The organism is Hymenobacter setariae (assembly GCF_007713685.1).
Lineage (GTDB): Bacteria > Bacteroidota > Bacteroidia > Cytophagales > Hymenobacteraceae > Hymenobacter > Hymenobacter setariae.
Genome location: NZ_VMRJ01000003.1, coordinates 189,778 through 205,941 on the forward strand (window position 1 = coordinate 189,778; position 16,164 = coordinate 205,941).

Consider the following 16,164-nt stretch of genomic DNA (forward strand, 5'->3'; position numbering starts at 1 on the left):
CCCGCCCGTCGTTGAGGGATGAGTTAGAGTGGGTGGGAGATGGGTAGGGAGAGAGTGGCGTAGGCGTGTCGCTAGCCATGCAGCGCGGAGCGAAGCATAGCATGCGAGGTGCTTCGCTCCGCACTGCACAACAGATAATTAGTACACGTCTTCGAGGTAGCGGCGCTGCTTGCGCAGGTTCTTCACGTAGGCGGCGGCATCGTCGGCCGAGAGGCCGGCTTCTTTCTGCACCACTTGGGTGAGAGCGGTTTGCACGGCGCCACCTAGGCGGTTTTTATCGCCGCACACGTAGAGCTGCGCGCCGTTTTCGAGCCAGCCAAATACGTCGCGGCTAGCTTCGAGCAGGCGGTCCTGCACATAGATTTTCTTGGCCTGGTCGCGCGAGAAGGCCACGTCGAGGCGGCTCAGGGTGCCTTTTTTGAGGTGCTGGAGCCACTCGGCCTGGTAAAGAAAGTCGGTGGTGAAGTGCGGGTTGCCAAATAGCAGCCAGTTGCGACCAGCCGCACCGAGCTCGGTGCGCTCCTCCACAAAGGCGCGGAACGGCGCAATGCCCGTGCCCGCGCCAATCATGATGATGTCCGTTTCACCGTTCTGCGGCAGGCGGAAGTACTCGTTCTGCTGCACGTACACCCGTGTTGTATCGCCCACCGCTACGCGGTCGGCCAAGAAAGACGAGCACACGCCGTGCTTCTGCCGCCCAAACGCTTCGTAGCGCACCGCGCCCACCGTGAGGTGCACCTCCTCGGGGTGCGCCAGCAGGCTGCTCGCAATGGAGTATGCCCGGCTGGGCAGCGGACGCAGCACATCGGCCAGGGCCTGCGCGGTGAGCTGCTCGCTCGGAAACTCGGTGAGCAAGTCGGCCACATCGCGGCCGTAGAGGTAGGGTTGCAAGCGGTTCGAGTCGGCCAGCAGCTCTTGCAATCCCGCATGCGGGGCTAGGGTGGCGTAGCGCTCCAGTACGTCGCGGGTTAGCACGGTTAGCTCGCGGTGGGTAGCCAGGGCAGCGGCCAGCGGTAGGCTTTCGCCCTCCACTTGCACGGCGGTAGTATCGCTGAGGCGGGCGGCCAGCAGCACTTCCTCCACCAGTGGCAAGTGATTGGCGGGCACCACAGCTAGGGCATCGCCGGGCACGTAGTGCAGGCCCGAGCCAGCCAGGTCCAACTCGATGTGATACGTCTCTTTGTCCGAGCCGCGGCCGTTGAGCTGAATGCTTTCGAGCACCTTGGCTGGCCAGGGATTTTCGGCGGTGTACTCGGTGACTACTTCGGCCACCACGGCGGCCGTGGCGCCAGCAGTAGCTGCATCTGCCGGGGCCGCGCCTGCTGTTAGCAGTTGCAGCACGTCCTCAATCCACTGCGTGGCAGGGGCTTTGAAGGCCACATCCACGTCGCGGCGGTCGAGCAGGCGGGTGCCGCCTAGGTCGGCCAGCTTCTGGTCAAAGTCTTTGCCCGTTTGGCAGTATTGCAGGTAGCTTTTATCACCTAGGGCCAGCACGGCATAGTGCAGCTTAGGCAATTTGGGCGCCCTAGGTCCATTGATGAAGGTGTGCAGCTCCTCGGCCGACATGGGCGGCTCGCCCTCGCCGTGCGTGCTCACTATCACGAGTAGGTTTTGCTCCTGCGCCAGCTGCCGGGTGGGGTAGTCGTTCATGTCGCGCACCTCGGCCTTGAGGCCTTTGGCGGCGGCGGCCTCAGCGGCTTGCTGGGCTATTTTTTTGCCGTTGCCGGTGTGCGAGCCGTAGAGAATGGTCAGCTTCTCTACAGCTGGGGCGGCTGCCGGGGCCGCCGTTGCGGCTGGGGCCGCTACTCCGTCGCCCGCGCTCGTGGCTTGGCCGTAGAGGTAGCCGCTCAGCCACACGAGCTGCTGCGGCGAGAGGCCCGCCGTGAGTTTCTGCAACGCCGCTTCGTCGAGGTTGGCGGGTAGGGTAGGGAGCATGATAGTGCTTAGTTATTAGGGCTTAGTGAGTAGTTGTTGGTATTTAGTTGTCAGGGCTTGGTGCTTGGGAATATTCTGCTAAGCACCAAACCCTAACAACTAAGCACTAGATAGAGAACGCTGGCTCAATCGCCAGTTCTTGCGTAAAGTATTCTGCATCAGTCGCTGTTACCAGCCCAGCGGCCAGCGTGCTACCCGTTTGCTCATCTACCAAGATGAACGCACCGGTCTGGCGGTTCGAGCGGTACTCGTCAACCACTAGCGGCACGGCCGTTTTGAGGCGTACCCGCACGATATCGTTTAGCTTGGCCTCGTCGGTGCCCACGCTCTCGAAGGTCTCAATGTTGGTCTTTTGCAGGATGGCGGCTACTGACGCCTTCACCACTGCCGAATGGTGTTGCACCAGCAGCTTGCGGCCAGCTTTGAGGGGCCGCTCGTCCATCCAGCAGAGCGTGGCCTCAAACTCGCGCACCACAGCCGGGTGCGTGTGGACCGGCACGATAGAATCGCCTCGGCTGATATCGATATCGTCGCGTAGGCGCAGAATTACGCCTTGCGGCGCTTCGGCGCTGGGCACTTCTTTCTGGTTTACCTCGATAGCTTCGATGCTGGTTTCTAGGCCCGAAGGCTGAATCCGTACCTTGTCGCCTACCTTATATACGCCGCTCTGAATGCGGCCCGCGTAGCCGCGGTAATCGGGCAGTTCCTCGGTTTGGGGTCGGATAACATACTGCACCTGAAAGCGCGGCTCGTGCGGGTTGGCATCGGCCACGGTAGGCACGCTCTCTAAGTGCTGAAGCAGGCTAGGGCCACCGTACCAACCTAGGTTGCGCGAAGGGCGCACCACGTTGTCGCCATTCAATGCGCTCAGCGGAATGGCAATAACGTGCGGTAGCCGCAGTTGCTGCGCAATGGCGTCGTAGTCAGTTTTTATCTTTTGGAAAACGGCCTCGTCATTGCCTACTAGGTCCATTTTATTCACGGCCAGCACGAAGTACCGAATGCCCAGTAGCGAGGCCAGCAGCGTGTGCCGCCGCGTCTGCTCTATCACGCCTTGGCGGGCATCGACCAGCACAATGGCTAGGTCAGCGTTGCTGGCACCCGTCACCATGTTGCGGGTGTACTGCACGTGGCCCGGCGCGTCGGTAATGATAAACTTGCGGCGCGGCGTAGTGAAGTACTTGTGTGCCACATCAATCGTGATACCCTGCTCGCGCTCGGCCTTTAGGCCGTCGGTGAGCAGCGCTAGGTCTACCGAGTCGCTGTTGGTAGCATTGCGCTTCTTTTCGAGCGTCGCCAGTACGTCGAGCGATACCGAGTCGCTGTCGTAGAGCAACCGGCCAATGAGCGTGCTCTTGCCGTCGTCAACGCTGCCGCAGGTGATAAATCGTAGTAAGTCCATTGTATCTGATTATAATCTGTCATGCTTCGCTGCGCGCTGCATGACAGCCGCTTTCTAAAAATATCCGTTGCGCTTGCGGTCTTCCATGCCCGTTTCCGACAGGTTGTCATCGAGGCGGGTGGCGCCGCGCTCGCTCACCTTAGCGACCAGAATGTCTTGGATGATGTCGTCAATCGTGGCGGCGTCGCTTTCCACGGCGGCGGTGCAGGTCGAGTCGCCCACGGTGCGGAAGCGCACATTGCGGGTCACTATTTCGTCGTCTTCGTCAATCGTGATGTGCTCGCTCAGACCTAGGAGCTGGCCGCTGGGCAGTACCACGCACTCGCGCTCGTGGGTGAAGTAGATGTTGGGCAGGGCAATGTTCTCGCGCTGGATGTAGTTCCACACGTCCAGCTCGGTCCAGTTCGAGATGGGGAACACGCGCACGTTTTCGCCCTTGCGGATGCGGCCGTTGTAGATATTCCACAGCTCGGGGCGCTGGCGCTTGGGGTCCCACTGCCCAAAGTCGTCGCGCACCGAAAAGATGCGCTCCTTGGCGCGCGCCTTTTCTTCGTCGCGCCGTGCGCCGCCGATGCAGGCATCAAACTCAAATTCCTCAATCACGTCGAGCAACGTGTACGTTTGCAGCGGGTTGCGGCTTGGGTATTTGCCTCCCGGCTCTACTAAGCCGCGCTCCCGAATGGTGTCTTCCACCTTGCGCACAATCAGCTTTTCGCCTAGGTCGGCCGCCAGCTTGTCTCGGAAAGCCAGCACTTCGGGGAAATTGTGCCCCGTGTCCACGTGCACTAGCGGAAACGGAAACTTGCCCGGCCGGAAGGCCTTCTCAGCTAGCCGCGTGAGGGCAATCGAGTCTTTGCCGCCCGAAAACAGCAGCGCCGGCCGCTCAAACTGGCCCGCCACTTCGCGCATAATGTGAATGGCTTCGGCTTCTAATCTATCTAAATAATCCATTGGATTAAAACACTTTGCGTATATAAAGCCGTTTGTCATGCGGCGCGTAGCGAAGCACGACAAACGGTATGATTGGTGTTTATTCTTTTATCGCCTCTACCACCGGGTCAAAGCCTTGGTGCTCACCAGTAGTAGCGTGTAGGCCACACTCTTTGGCAGCAGCTTCCTCCCACCACCAGCGGCCGGCCCGGAAGTCCTCACCCGGCTTAATGGCGCGAGTGCAGGGCGCGCAGCCGATACTAACGAAGCCCTTGGCGTGCAACGGATTGACGGGTATGCCATTGGCTTGGGCAAAAGCCACGCACTGCTCCCACGTCCAATCGTGCAGCGGGTGCACTTTTATGAGGTTGTGGCCCGCATCCCACTCGGCAGGGTCCATAGTTTGGCGGTTTGCCGACTGCTCAGCGCGGATGCCCGTTATCCAGGCCTGCTGACCAGCCAGAGCCCTACCTAGGGGCTCTACCTTGCGGATATAGCAGCACTCCTTACGGTTTGCTATGCTCTCGTAGAAGCTATTGGGGCCTTTTTCACGCATCAACTTTTCCACGCTGGCCGTTTGTGGAAATACTACTTCAATGGGCTTATCGTAGCGCAGCAGCGTCTTATTCCAAGTCGAATACGTCTCTTGAAAATTACGGCCCGTGTCAAGCGTGAAAACGCGAATGGGCAGGTTATTCTCAAAAATAAAATGCGTAAGTATCTGGTCTTCTAACCCAAAAGACGTTGAGAACGATACGGCGCCCGCAAAGCGCTCGGCCAGCAAGGCCAGTGTTTCGGGCACTGTATGCTCAGGTACAAAGCGGCGCAGGTCCTCGACCTGCTCCTGGATAGCTAATTCCATACTAGTAAGGCTATAGGAGGGCTGCCGGGCGCTTGGCCTAAGGCAGCGGAAAGAGCGGGAGCGCCAGCCCGGCGCTACAGCAAGCCTATTAGGCTGCCGCGCTGCTCGCCGGTGGGCCGGCCGCAACTAGGGAAGGTGGTAAACCCGCTAAAAACGAAAAGGTTTGCCTCAACACCCAGCTACGCCGCCCGCCATACAGACGCCCAGGACCGACATACAACAACACGCCTGCAGCGAAGCAGCAGCGTGGGCATGGGACGAGCGGAGGTAGGAGGTAGGGCGCACGGCAAGCAACTTGTTTTTATATGACCAGGAATTGGCACCGTTCTAGCACGCTGCTAGAGGTTGCCGGCGTTTCGTCGAGCCAGTCTCTCCACGCCTCTTTATAAAAACAATCCTTCAGAATATGAGGAATTGATGTGACAAAGGTAAGGCGCCAAATTTTAAACTGCCAAGCCAGCTAACTTTCGGTTTCTATCTTACGCTCCAGCTTACTTTCCTTCGTTATCTTAGTTGTTATGAAATCCCTATTCATTCTTGGCTGGCTACTATTGCCAGTGGTCGGCTTTGCGCAGCAGGCGCCGGCCGCGCCTGCTGCGCCCGCTGCCAAGGTTCCCGTTGTGCTGCCTCCCAAAAAGGCTAACGCCATTCTCATCCAGCGCCGCGATAGTGGTCTTGTGGCCCTCACCGCCCTCATGCAGGGCCTCGTCAACCGCGGCTATACTATTAAGGATGTCAACCGCGAGCAGCTGACCGTGCGCACCGAGCCCCGCCCCGTGTCGGAGGTGGGCGCTGTGATAGTGGAGGGGGCCGTGCAGGGCCGGCAGTTTGTGCTCACTGGGGCCTTCGCGCCGGAGGTGACGAGCCGGCGCTCCACGCCCATCGTGTACCCCGGCGAAGGCCGCCCCGACCGGGCCTCGAAGGCCTGGGAAGAGCTAGTGAAAACAGCTGGCCTGCTGAAGGGAAATATCACTTACCGCACCCAATAACTGGCGAAGAGACCTAGGGCTACCCTATACTAGGCACCCTGCCCAAGGGGGCGGGGTGCGTTGTACTTTTGCGTTGCTTTTACGTAATTTTCAGTGAAGAAAGCGCTTTACTTAATTGGCTCGCCCAACCAAACCACGCAGATGCACGGCGTGGCCCAGCTACTCGAAGATGAGTACGAGCCGTACTTCAGCCAGCTCTACTACGACGGCTGGATGCGCGGCTTCTACGAATGGCTGATTCGCAACGAGCTGCTGAAAACGACCATCGTGCAGGGCCACATCAAGGAGAAGGCCGACAAATACCTAGCCCAGCACGGCCTGCGCAATGATTTTGAAAACCGGGTGTTTGGCCACGACTACGACCTCATCGTGTGCTGCTCCGACATCATCGTGCCCTGGAACTTGCTAGCTAAAACCAAGTCGGTATTTGTGCAGGAGGGCATGACTGACCCGCTCAACCTGTGGGCACGGCTGGTCAAGAAGTTCACCAACTTTCCCATTCTCACCATCAGCACTGCGCTGAATGGGATGAATAATATCTGCGACGTGTACTGCGTGGCCTCGCCTGGCTACGCCGAGCACTTCGCCAAAATCGGGGTCGATAAGGACAAGCTCATCGTGACGGGGATTCCCAACTTCGACGATATTGAGAAGTTGCGCCACAATTCGTTTCCGCATCGGGGCTATGTACTCGTGGCCACCACCGACATGCGCGAAACCTTCCGGCCCGACAACCGCAAGAAGTTTATCAAGCACGCCACGCGCATCGCGGCCGGCCGGCCCATGATTTTCAAGTTTCACCCCAACGAAAACATGGAGCGCGCCACCGCCGAAGTAAAGAAGTACGCGCCGCCCGGCACGCTCATCTTTACTAGTGGTAATACGGAGGAGATGATAGCCAACTCGGTAGAGCTCATAACGCAGTATAGCACAGTAGCCTACGTGGGCTTGGCCCTAGGTATCCCGGTGCATTCTTACTTCGATGTAGAGGACCTTAAGCGCAAGCTACCCATCCAAAATGGGGGGGCCAGCGCCCGGCGCATCGCCGACATTTGCCGGCAGTTCGGTCAGTTTGCAGGCACCGGTCCCGAGTTTGTGCGGCAATACCAACCCACTAATGCCCAACCTAAGCTCGTAGCCGCCTCCACCACCTAGGTAGGAACCCATAAACGGTGCGCGTTACGCTTTGTACCAATTATGTTACGTTTTATACTATAGCCTATGCTCACGCTAATTCAGGCCCGTCGTGGCTCTTCCCGTCTGCCCGACAAAGTAAGCCTTGACCTCGTGGGCCAGCCGCTGCTCGTGCGCCAGGTAGAGCGGGTGCAACAGGCCAGCCGCGCCGGCCGTGTAGCCGTGATTACGACCGACGAAGCGAGCGACGACCCACTCGCCGCGCTGTGCGAGCAGCACGGCATTGAGGTGTTCCGGGGCTCGGCCCTCGACCTGCTCGACCGCCACTACCAAGCTGCGCTGCACTTTGGCGAGACCGAGGCCGTGGTGAAAATTCCGAGCGACTGCCCGCTCATCGACCCCGCCATTATTGACAAGGTCCTAGGGGTGTATGAAGACACCAAGGGGCAGTATGACTTCGTGAGCAACCTGCACCCCGCCACGTACCCCGACGGCAACGACGTGGAAGTAATGACCTTCGCCGCCCTCGAAACGGCGTGGCGCGAGGCCCAGCGCCCGTTGGAGCGCGAGCACACCACGCCGTTCTTTTGGGAAAACCCCGACCGCTTTCGGCTGGCCAACGTGACTTGGGAAACGGGGCTGGACTACTCCATGTCGCACCGCTTCACCATCGATTATCCGGCCGACTATGACTTCATAAAAGCCGTGTACGAAGCGCTTTACCCTGCCAATCCTAGGTTCGGGATGGACGACATGCTGACTTTATTAAAACAAAGGCCGGACATTTACGCCTTAAATGCCGACCTGGCCGGCGTGAACTGGTACCGCAACCACCTAGGTGAGTTGAAAACCGTGGACGCGGCCAATACGAAGCAACTCTAAACCACCTGTCATGCTGACACTGGTAGCCTCTTATCACGGCTGCCAGCGTCAGAAATTAGTTACCCATCCGAGCGCCGCGAATGTGATAAGATGCTTCGCAAGCTCAGCATGACAAACGCGAAAAGGCGATATGACTTCTGAAAAACAAAACGAGCTAAAAGAACTCGCCCTGCGCGTGCGCGAGCACATTGTGCGCCTCAGCACCGATGGCGGCTGCTTCACCGGCGCTTCGCTAAGCTGCGCCGACCTGCTGGTGTATCTCTACGCCGACTTCCTGAATGTGCGGCCCGACAACCTGCAAGACCCCGAGCGCGACTACCTCTTCCTGAGCAAGGGCCACGACGTGCCGGCGCTTTACGGAGTGTTTGCCGAGCTAGGTTTCATACCTAAGGAGCGGCTGGACAATCACTTGAAGACCAGCGACAGCATCTACTGGCACCCCAACCGGAACGTGCCGGGTGTGGAGTTTCACAGCGGCTCCCTAGGTCACTTGCCGAGCGTGGCGATGGGCGTAGCCCTCGATGCGCGCCTGCGCGGCCAAGACCAGAAAGTTATCGTGATAACTGGCGATGGCGAGCTGAACGAGGGCACCTGCTGGGAAGCTGTACTAGTAGCCAGCGCCCACAAGCTCAACAACCTGACGTTCGTGGTTGACCGCAACCACTTCCAGGCCAACATTGCCACCGAGGAGCTGATTCCGCTGGAGCCGCTGGCCCCCAAATTCGAGGCGTTTGGTGCTGAAGTGCGCCGCATCGACGGCCACGACTTCGTGGCACTGGAAGAGGCCTTCCAAGCGCTGCCTTTCAGCGACACCAAGCCGTCGGTTATCATCTGCGACACGGTGCGCGGCAAGGGCCTGCCCAGCATCGAGCGCCGCGCCGACCGCTGGTTCTGCAATTTCAGCAGCGACGAGGTAGTGGAACTCCTGAAGGAACTGCACAGCCAAGAAGCCACCACGCTCACCAGCGAAACCCTCACCGTCCGTTAATTATCATTCTGTCATGCTGACGAAGGAAGCATCTTATCACGGCTGCCTTCGCCAGAATTAGCTAGTAACCGAGCACTGTGAACGTGATAAGATGCTTCGCAGGCTCAGCATGACATACCATATGAATTACGAACAGCTTATCCACGAAACCGCGCTGGCCGATGAGCGGCTCATCGTGATGACAGCCGAAAACCGCGCCCTTATCCGCAACCTGCCGGGGCCGCTGGGGCAGCGCTTTATCGACACGGGCATCACCGAGCAAACTATGATAGGTGCGGCGGCCGGCCTGGCCCTACGCGGCCGCGTGCCGGTGGTACACGCGCTGGCTACCTTTCTCACGCTGCGGGCGTTTGAATTTATCCGCACCGACGTGGGTATTGCCAACTTACCGGTGAAAATCAGTTCGTTTGTGCCCGGCTTTTTATCCGATGGCAACGGGCCGACGCACCAAGCCATCGAGGATATTTCGCTGATGCGCGGCATCCCCGGCATGACTGTTTTTGCCGCCGCCGACGAGCAGGACATGCTGGCCATGCTGCCCGCCATCTGGGCTTCGCCCAGCCCGGCCTACGTGCGTGTCAACACCCGCCCGGCCACTTACCAGCACGCGCCGTTTGAAATCGGCAAGGCCGAAATCGTGAGCGAAGGCTACGACGTAACCATCCTCACCTACGGCATGCTGTTCGAGCAAGCGCTCATCGCCAAAGACTTGCTGACCGAAGCCGGCTACTCGGTGGGCCTCGTGAACCTGCGCAGCCTCAAGCCGCTCGACTCGGCCGCCGTGCTGAACGTGGTGAAAACTGGCGGCCTCGTTGTGACCCTAGAAGACCACTTTCAGACTGGTGGCCTCTACTCCATCGTGGCCGAGCTGCTGCTCGAAAACGAGCTGACTGCCAAAGTGCTGCCGCTGGCACTCAAGGAAAAGTGGTACAAGCCAGGCCGCCTGAGCGAAGTGCTCGAATACGAAGGCTTTACGGGCCAGCACATTGCTCGTCGCATTGGCGAGAAGCTGGGCGATAAGGCGAACGCCTTCAACGAGCGGACTGAGGTAATCGAAAACCAGTTTGCCGAATAGTATCTCCCCCGTCTGTCATGCTGAGCTTGCGAAGCATCTTATCACGGTCAGGTATAAAGCCAAACGTGATAGATGCTTCGCAAGCTCAGCATGACAGACGTTGTTGTTTCTTAACGTTCTAGCTGATCTGCTAATTTTATGAATTTCCCCAAATCTGACGACCTCTACGCTCGGGCGCAGAAAATCATGACGCCCGTAACCCAGACCCTGGCCAAGGGCCCGGGTCAGTACACCAAAGGCGCGTCGCCCAAGTACGTGAAGCGCGGCAAAGGTGCGCACGTGTGGGACGTCGATGGCAACGAATACATTGACTACCAAATGGGTATCGGTCCCTTAAGCCTGGGCTACGCTTACCCTAGGGTCGATGAGGCCATCAAGGCGCAGCTCGAAGACGGCATCACGTTCTCGATGATGCACGAGCTGGAAGTAGAGGTAGCGGAGCTGATTCATGAGATTATTCCCAACGCCGAGAGCATCCGCATCTCCAAAACTGGGGCTGATGTGTGTTCGGCAGCGGTGCGCGTGAGCCGCGCCTTCACGGGCCGCCCCCACGTGTTGTGCTGCGGCTACCACGGCTGGCACGATTGGTACATCGGCACCACGAGCCGCGACAAGGGTATTCCACAGGAAAGCAAGGACCTCGTAAGCGCGTTTGAATACAACAACCTCGATTCGTTCAAGGAATTGCTGACCGAAGACGTGGCCTGCGTTATCCTAGAGCCCTTCATCTTCGACGCGCCTAAGGACAACTTCCTGCACGAAGTAGCCCGCCTCTGCAAAGAGAACGGCACGCTGCTGATTTTTGACGAGATGTGGACCGGCTTCCGCATCGCCATCGGCGGCGCGCAGGAGTACTTCGGCATCACGCCCGACCTAGCGGTGTACTCAAAGGCGTGCGCCAATGGCATGCCCATCGCGCTGCTGACCGGCCGCAAAGACGTGCTGCAACTGTTTGAGCAAGACGTATTCTTCTTCACCACCTTCGGCGGTGAAGCACTGAGCTTGGCAGCCACCATCGCTACTATCAGCGAGATGCGCGAGAAGAATGTGCCCGCGTTCCTGGCCAGCCAGGGCAACAAGCTGAAGGAAGGCTACAACCAAATTGCCGCCGACCTAGGCCTGAGCAGCTACACTAAGTGCTACGGCTACGACTGCCGCAGCATCGTGACTTTCGATGCCAGTGCCGGCAACCCGCTGGAAGTGAAAGCCTTCGTGCAGCAGGAGCTATTCAAGCAGGGCATCTTGTGGGGCGGCTTCCACAACATGAGCTTCTCGCACACCGACGAAGACGTGGCCAAGACCCTAGACGCCTACCGTGCCGTGCTGCCGCTGCTGAAAGACGCCATCGAAAAAGGCGACGTAGCCAGCCGCCTCGAAGGCGAGCCGGTAGAGGCTGTGTTCCGAAAGGTGACGAACGCTGCGCCGGTGAAGGCGAAGTAATTTATTCTACGCAAAGCTCACCCCTAGCTCCCTCGCCTTAGGGAAGGGAGCTAGCTTTTGGCTTCGATTCAAGCGTTAAGTGAAATAGCAAAATCTTATGCAAATCACAAGACCCAAAATTTTAGGGACATTGAAAATAAGCAGAATGATGGCTGGCAACTTAGCTGTTATGAATGACATAAAGAATGCGCCCAATAAGCTAATTGTAACGGTCAATTCTATTGAGCATGGGGAAGAGCTTATTGCTAAAATTAAAGCGGCTAGTCCGGGCGATATAATAACTGTTTAGATAAGCTTTACTTCTCATACTAAGCTCTTCTCTACCCTTACCAAAGAGTGGTTAGGGGGAGGCGATACGTTAGGTAAGATACTGCCATGAATTTCTTCGACTTAACCAACAAAACGGCCATCGTTACCGGCGCGTGCGGCCTCATCGGCCAGAAGCACTGCGAGGCACTGGCCATAGCCGGCGCCAACGTAGTTGTAGCTGACTTGCACATCGAGAAGGCCCGTGAGGTGGCCGCTGGGCTGCCCGGTAGTATTCACCTGCCGCTGGCAGTGGATGTCACGTCGCCCGAGTCGTTGGCCGCAGCGCGTGATGAAATTATTACCCATTTTGGGCACATCGACGTGTTGGTGAACAATGCGGCCATCAACGACATGTTTGAGAACCCGGCGATGGCGGCCGACCTCAGCAAGTTTGAGAACTTCCCGCTCGCTACCTTTCGGCAGGTGCTCGATGTGAACGTGACGGGTATCTTCTTGGCGGCGCAGGTATTTGGCACGCCCATGGCCGAGCAGGGCTCGGGCTCTATCATCAACGTGGCCAGCACCTACGGCATCGTGGGGCCCGACCAAAACATCTACCGCAACGAAGCGGGCGAGCAAACATTTTATAAATCACCATCTTATCCAGTGAGCAAGGGTGCCGTGGTGAACTTCACCCGCTACCTGGCTGCCTACTGGGGCAACAAGGGCGTGCGCGTGAATACGCTCTCGCCAGGCGGCGTTGAGAACAGCCAAGATGCCTTCTTCGTGAAGCAGTACAGCGCTAAAACGCCCCTAGGTCGCATGGCAGCGCCCACCGACTACCAAGGCGCGGTGGTATTTCTGGCCTCTGATGCATCGGGCTACATGACGGGCGCTAACCTCGTGGTAGACGGCGGCTGGACGGCTATTTAAACCGGATACTCGGCGGTGGGTGTGCCGCTTGGTTCGCTTTTTGACAAGCTACCTAGGTGGGTGATACGGGCGTTGCAACGCTCGCGCTACGAGCGCATTGCCTATCGGGTACTACCTTTAAACTAGATTTAACTTGACTGTTTTTATATGAAGCACGCTGACTTAGTAGCTAAAGCCCGCCGCATCAAGCTCGTCCTCACCGATTGCGATGGGGTGCTCACCGACGGCGGCGTTTACTACGGCGAAAGCGGCGAAGTGCTCAAGCGCTTCAACATCCGCGATGGCATGGGCGTGGAGCGCCTGCGCGCCGTGGGCGTGGAAACCGGCATTGTGACCGGCGAGCGCTCGCCCTCGGTGAGTAAGCGCGCCGAAAAGCTCAAAATCACGGAGCTGCACCTCGGCATCAAGGATAAGGCGCCGCTGCTGGCCGAGATTTTGAACCGCCTAGGCCTCACGGCCGAGCAGGTAGCCTTTATTGGCGACGACACCAACGATGTGGCCATTCTGGGCCTAGTAGGGCTGGCGGCTTGCCCCGGCGATGCCACCATTTTTGCTCGCGAGGCAGCTGACTACCGCTGCCAGGCTTTTGGCGGGCAGGGCGCGTTTCGCGAGCTGGCCGAGCTCATTATCAGCTGCCAAGGCGGCGCGCCCGTGCCGGACCGCGGCTCGGAATAGCCGCGCATTAAAATAAAATATAGGCAACTTCGTCAGTGCGGGGTAGAGGCTCAAAACTACCAGACCTTTGCGCTGTTAGGTTGCTTTTCTGTTCAGTACCACCCCACCTTTTTTGCTCCCCACCTTTTTATGTCTGTCGTTCAAATCAAGAAGAACCGCGCCATTGGCCCCGGCCAGCCGTGCTACATCATTGCCGAGATTGGCATCAACCACAACGGCTCGCTCGACATTGCCAAGCAGCTTATCGACGCGGCCGTGACTGCGGGCTGCGACGCGGTGAAGTTTCAGAAGCGCACCCCCGAGCTGTGCGTGCCCAAAGACCAGTGGGAGAAAATGCGCGACACCCCCTGGGGCCGCATGAGCTACATCGACTACAAGCGCAAAACGGAGTTTGGGCAAGCCGAATACACCGTGATTGACGACTACTGTAAGGCCAAAGGCATCGACTGGTTTGCCTCGTGCTGGGATGAGCCGTCGGTAGACTTCATGGAGCAGTTTCAGCCCGTGCTCTACAAAATGGCTTCGGCTTCGCTCACCGACAAGCCCCTGCTCGACCGCGTGCGCGCCACCGGCCGCCCCCTGATGCTGAGCACCGGCATGAGCACCCAGCAGGAAATCACGGATGCCGTGGCCTACGTGGGCCTCGACAACCTGATGATTGCGCACTCGACCTCGGCCTACCCCTGCCCGCCCGCCGAGCTGAACCTGCGCATGGTGCAGACACTGCAAGCCCAATTCCCCGGCACGCCCATCGGCTACTCGGGCCACGAAACTGGCCTGAGCACCACCGTAACGGCCGTGGCCCTAGGTGCCACGTTCGTGGAGCGCCACTTCACCCTCGACCGCGCCATGTGGGGCTCGGACCACGCTGCTAGCGTAGAGCCCGGTGGCATGGCCAAGCTCGTGCGCGACATCCGCGACACCGAAGCCGGCCTCGGCGACGGCGTGAAAGTGGTGTACGAAAGCGAGAAGGAACCCCTGCGCCGCCTGCGCCGCGAGGTAACGGCCGCCTAGGTAGCGCCCTAATCGAAGTGCTACCACAACGCCTGTCATGCTGAGCTTGCGAAGCATCTTCTCACGTTCGAACTACAAAGTCAAACATGAGAAGATGCTTCGTAAGCTCAGCATGGCAGGCGTTGTGTATTTTTATCAGGTATAAATCCTGTTCCTTTCGCAACTAAGCGAACATTCGCCTGCTGCAGGCAGTTAGGGGCAGAGTTACTACGTTATCGCATACGCTATGCTGGAGCCGATAAACAAGTTTTACCAAAGCCTCGACGCGGTGGGGCGAACCACCATGATTACCACGCCCATCCTGCTGCTGGCGGTAGTGGTGCTGCTGGTGCTCGAGCGCAAGTTCCCGTATCGCAAGGGGCTGCCGTTTTTCCGCGAAGGGCTATTTGTAGACTTGTTCTGGTACACATTGGTACAGAGCTACTTTCTACAAATCTTGATTTTCGGCTTCATCATCGCGCCACTGGCGGCGCGCTTTGGGGCGCGGTTTCACGTGGTGAGCAACTGGCCGGTGGTGGCCCAGGTAGCGTTTTTCGTGATTACCCACGACTTCTATATCTACTGGTTTCACCGATTTCAGCACAACAGCGCCTTCTTCTGGCGCACTCACGAGGCGCACCACTCAGGCAAGCACGTAGACTGGCTGGCGGGCTCGCGCTCGCACATCGTCGAAATCATTATCAACCAAACCATTGAGTTTGCACCCATCGTGCTCCTAGGTGCCAACCCGATAGTGGTTCCCATCAAAGCGCTCATCGACGCGGTGTGGGGCATGTACATTCATGCCAACATCGACGTGAAATCGGGTAAGCTTCAATACGTTATCAACGGGCCCGAAATGCACCTCTGGCACCACGCCGACCACGAGGAGGTGTACTACGCCAACTTCTCGACCAAATTTGCTTTTTGGGACTGGATTTTTGGCACCGCTTTCTTGCCCGAAAACCGCAAGCCGCAGCGCTGGGGCCTGCCCTATGCATTTCCGAAGGATTACTTTGGCCAGCACGCTTTTTCAGTGGTGCGCTTCGATGAGAAAGCCTTGGCTGAGAAGTCGGCCATATTCCGAACCTACCACGGTGTGCGCTGGCGGGTGCTAGGCTGGCTCGGCGACCGGGTGCCCGGCGCCAAGGTGCTGCAAGGCTGGGAGGTGCCTGAAGAGGCCCATGAAACGGTGCCCGCCCCGCGCCCCGGCGGCAACCCCGAGCCCAGTACTCCCGTTGTGGCCGCTACTGCCGATTCTTCCCGCCCCGTTGCTACCCCCGTCTCTTGAGCTTTAATTTCAACCCCGCTTGGCTGTATCTGTTGCTGGCTTCCGTGATGGAAGTATGCTGGAACTACAGTCTTAAGTACACGAAAATCGCGGATATTAAAGCCATCAACTGGTCGCAATTCTTTGCGGGCTCGGCGGGTATCCTGGCGTTGTTGCCTGCCATTTGCTACGTGGCTTTTGGTGTCGGCAACGTCATTTTCTTCTCCAAGGCGCTCAACGTCATTCCTGCGTCTACGGCCTTCGCCATTTGGATGGGCATGGCCCTGGTCGGCATCAAAGTAGTAGATACGCTAGTGCTGAAAGAGGCTTTTCAGTGGGCGCACGTCTTCTACATCGGCTGCATCTTGGTCGGCATTATCGGGCTGAAGCGCACGGCGTAGGCGGCA

General features: G+C 58.4%; 16 protein-coding genes and 1 riboswitch. Of the genes, 12 read left to right on the plus strand and 4 right to left on the minus strand.

Going from position 1 to position 16,164, the window contains the following annotated elements; all coding sequences use genetic code 11:
• Window positions 1–138 precede the first annotated feature (138 nt).
• The 4 genes from FNT36_RS11915 to FNT36_RS11930 form a co-directional block, all read right to left on the minus strand.
• Window positions 139–1,935 carry an assimilatory sulfite reductase (NADPH) flavoprotein subunit gene (locus FNT36_RS11915; protein ID WP_144847852.1) on the minus strand — a complete coding sequence of 599 codons (1,797 nt, stop codon included), beginning with the start codon at window positions 1,933–1,935 and terminating at the stop codon, window positions 139–141.
• A gap of 106 nt (window positions 1,936–2,041) precedes the next feature.
• Window positions 2,042–3,337: a sulfate adenylyltransferase subunit 1 gene (locus tag FNT36_RS11920; RefSeq protein ID WP_144847854.1), complete on the minus strand. Its 1,296-nt coding sequence runs from the start codon at window positions 3,335–3,337 to the stop codon at window positions 2,042–2,044.
• 54 nt (window positions 3,338–3,391) lie between these two features.
• Window positions 3,392–4,288, minus strand: coding sequence for a sulfate adenylyltransferase subunit CysD (gene cysD, locus FNT36_RS11925; RefSeq protein ID WP_144847856.1), 897 nt, complete (start codon window positions 4,286–4,288; stop codon window positions 3,392–3,394).
• A gap of 79 nt (window positions 4,289–4,367) precedes the next feature.
• Window positions 4,368–5,129 (minus strand): phosphoadenylyl-sulfate reductase, encoded by a 762-nt coding sequence (locus FNT36_RS11930; RefSeq protein WP_144847858.1) that lies wholly within the window; start codon window positions 5,127–5,129, stop codon window positions 4,368–4,370.
• A gap of 298 nt (window positions 5,130–5,427) precedes the next feature.
• A riboswitch (SAM riboswitch) is annotated at window positions 5,428–5,521 on the minus strand.
• A 126-nt stretch (window positions 5,522–5,647) separates the two neighbouring features.
• Between FNT36_RS11930 and FNT36_RS11935 the strand changes: the two genes are divergently transcribed.
• The 12 genes from FNT36_RS11935 (at window position 5,648) to FNT36_RS11990 (ending at window position 16,158) form a co-directional block, all read left to right on the plus strand.
• Window positions 5,648–6,118: a hypothetical protein gene (locus FNT36_RS11935; RefSeq protein ID WP_144847860.1), complete on the plus strand. Its 471-nt coding sequence runs from the start codon at window positions 5,648–5,650 to the stop codon at window positions 6,116–6,118.
• A 93-nt stretch (window positions 6,119–6,211) separates the two neighbouring features.
• A complete protein-coding gene (locus FNT36_RS11940) occupies window positions 6,212–7,273 on the plus strand; it encodes a hypothetical protein (RefSeq protein WP_233635864.1) in 1,062 nt (353 codons plus the stop codon).
• A gap of 66 nt (window positions 7,274–7,339) precedes the next feature.
• Window positions 7,340–8,134, plus strand: coding sequence for a cytidylyltransferase domain-containing protein (locus FNT36_RS11945; protein WP_144847862.1), 795 nt, complete (start codon window positions 7,340–7,342; stop codon window positions 8,132–8,134).
• Between the two features lie 130 nt (window positions 8,135–8,264).
• Window positions 8,265–9,122, plus strand: coding sequence for a transketolase (locus tag FNT36_RS11950; RefSeq protein ID WP_144847864.1), 858 nt, complete (start codon window positions 8,265–8,267; stop codon window positions 9,120–9,122).
• A 121-nt stretch (window positions 9,123–9,243) separates the two neighbouring features.
• On the plus strand, window positions 9,244–10,197 hold the full coding sequence (locus tag FNT36_RS11955) for a transketolase family protein (protein ID WP_144847866.1): 954 nt from the start codon (window positions 9,244–9,246) through the stop codon (window positions 10,195–10,197).
• 138 nt (window positions 10,198–10,335) lie between these two features.
• Window positions 10,336–11,637, plus strand: coding sequence for an aminotransferase class III-fold pyridoxal phosphate-dependent enzyme (locus tag FNT36_RS11960; protein ID WP_144847868.1), 1,302 nt, complete (start codon window positions 10,336–10,338; stop codon window positions 11,635–11,637).
• Window positions 11,638–11,734: 97 nt separating this feature from the next.
• Window positions 11,735–11,926: a hypothetical protein gene (locus FNT36_RS11965; protein ID WP_144847870.1), complete on the plus strand. Its 192-nt coding sequence runs from the start codon at window positions 11,735–11,737 to the stop codon at window positions 11,924–11,926.
• Window positions 11,927–12,012: 86 nt separating this feature from the next.
• A complete protein-coding gene (locus tag FNT36_RS11970) occupies window positions 12,013–12,819 on the plus strand; it encodes an SDR family oxidoreductase (RefSeq protein ID WP_144847872.1) in 807 nt (268 codons plus the stop codon).
• A gap of 147 nt (window positions 12,820–12,966) precedes the next feature.
• A complete protein-coding gene (locus tag FNT36_RS11975) occupies window positions 12,967–13,494 on the plus strand; it encodes a KdsC family phosphatase (protein ID WP_144847874.1) in 528 nt (175 codons plus the stop codon).
• A gap of 129 nt (window positions 13,495–13,623) precedes the next feature.
• Window positions 13,624–14,508: an N-acetylneuraminate synthase family protein gene (locus FNT36_RS11980; RefSeq protein WP_144847876.1), complete on the plus strand. Its 885-nt coding sequence runs from the start codon at window positions 13,624–13,626 to the stop codon at window positions 14,506–14,508.
• 226 nt (window positions 14,509–14,734) lie between these two features.
• Window positions 14,735–15,778 carry a sterol desaturase family protein gene (locus tag FNT36_RS11985; protein ID WP_144847878.1) on the plus strand — a complete coding sequence of 348 codons (1,044 nt, stop codon included), beginning with the start codon at window positions 14,735–14,737 and terminating at the stop codon, window positions 15,776–15,778.
• Window positions 15,775–16,158, plus strand: coding sequence for a DMT family transporter (locus FNT36_RS11990; protein ID WP_144847880.1), 384 nt, complete (start codon window positions 15,775–15,777; stop codon window positions 16,156–16,158). The genes FNT36_RS11985 and FNT36_RS11990 overlap by 4 nt, the downstream gene beginning before the upstream one ends.
• Window positions 16,159–16,164: the final 6 nt, after the last annotated feature.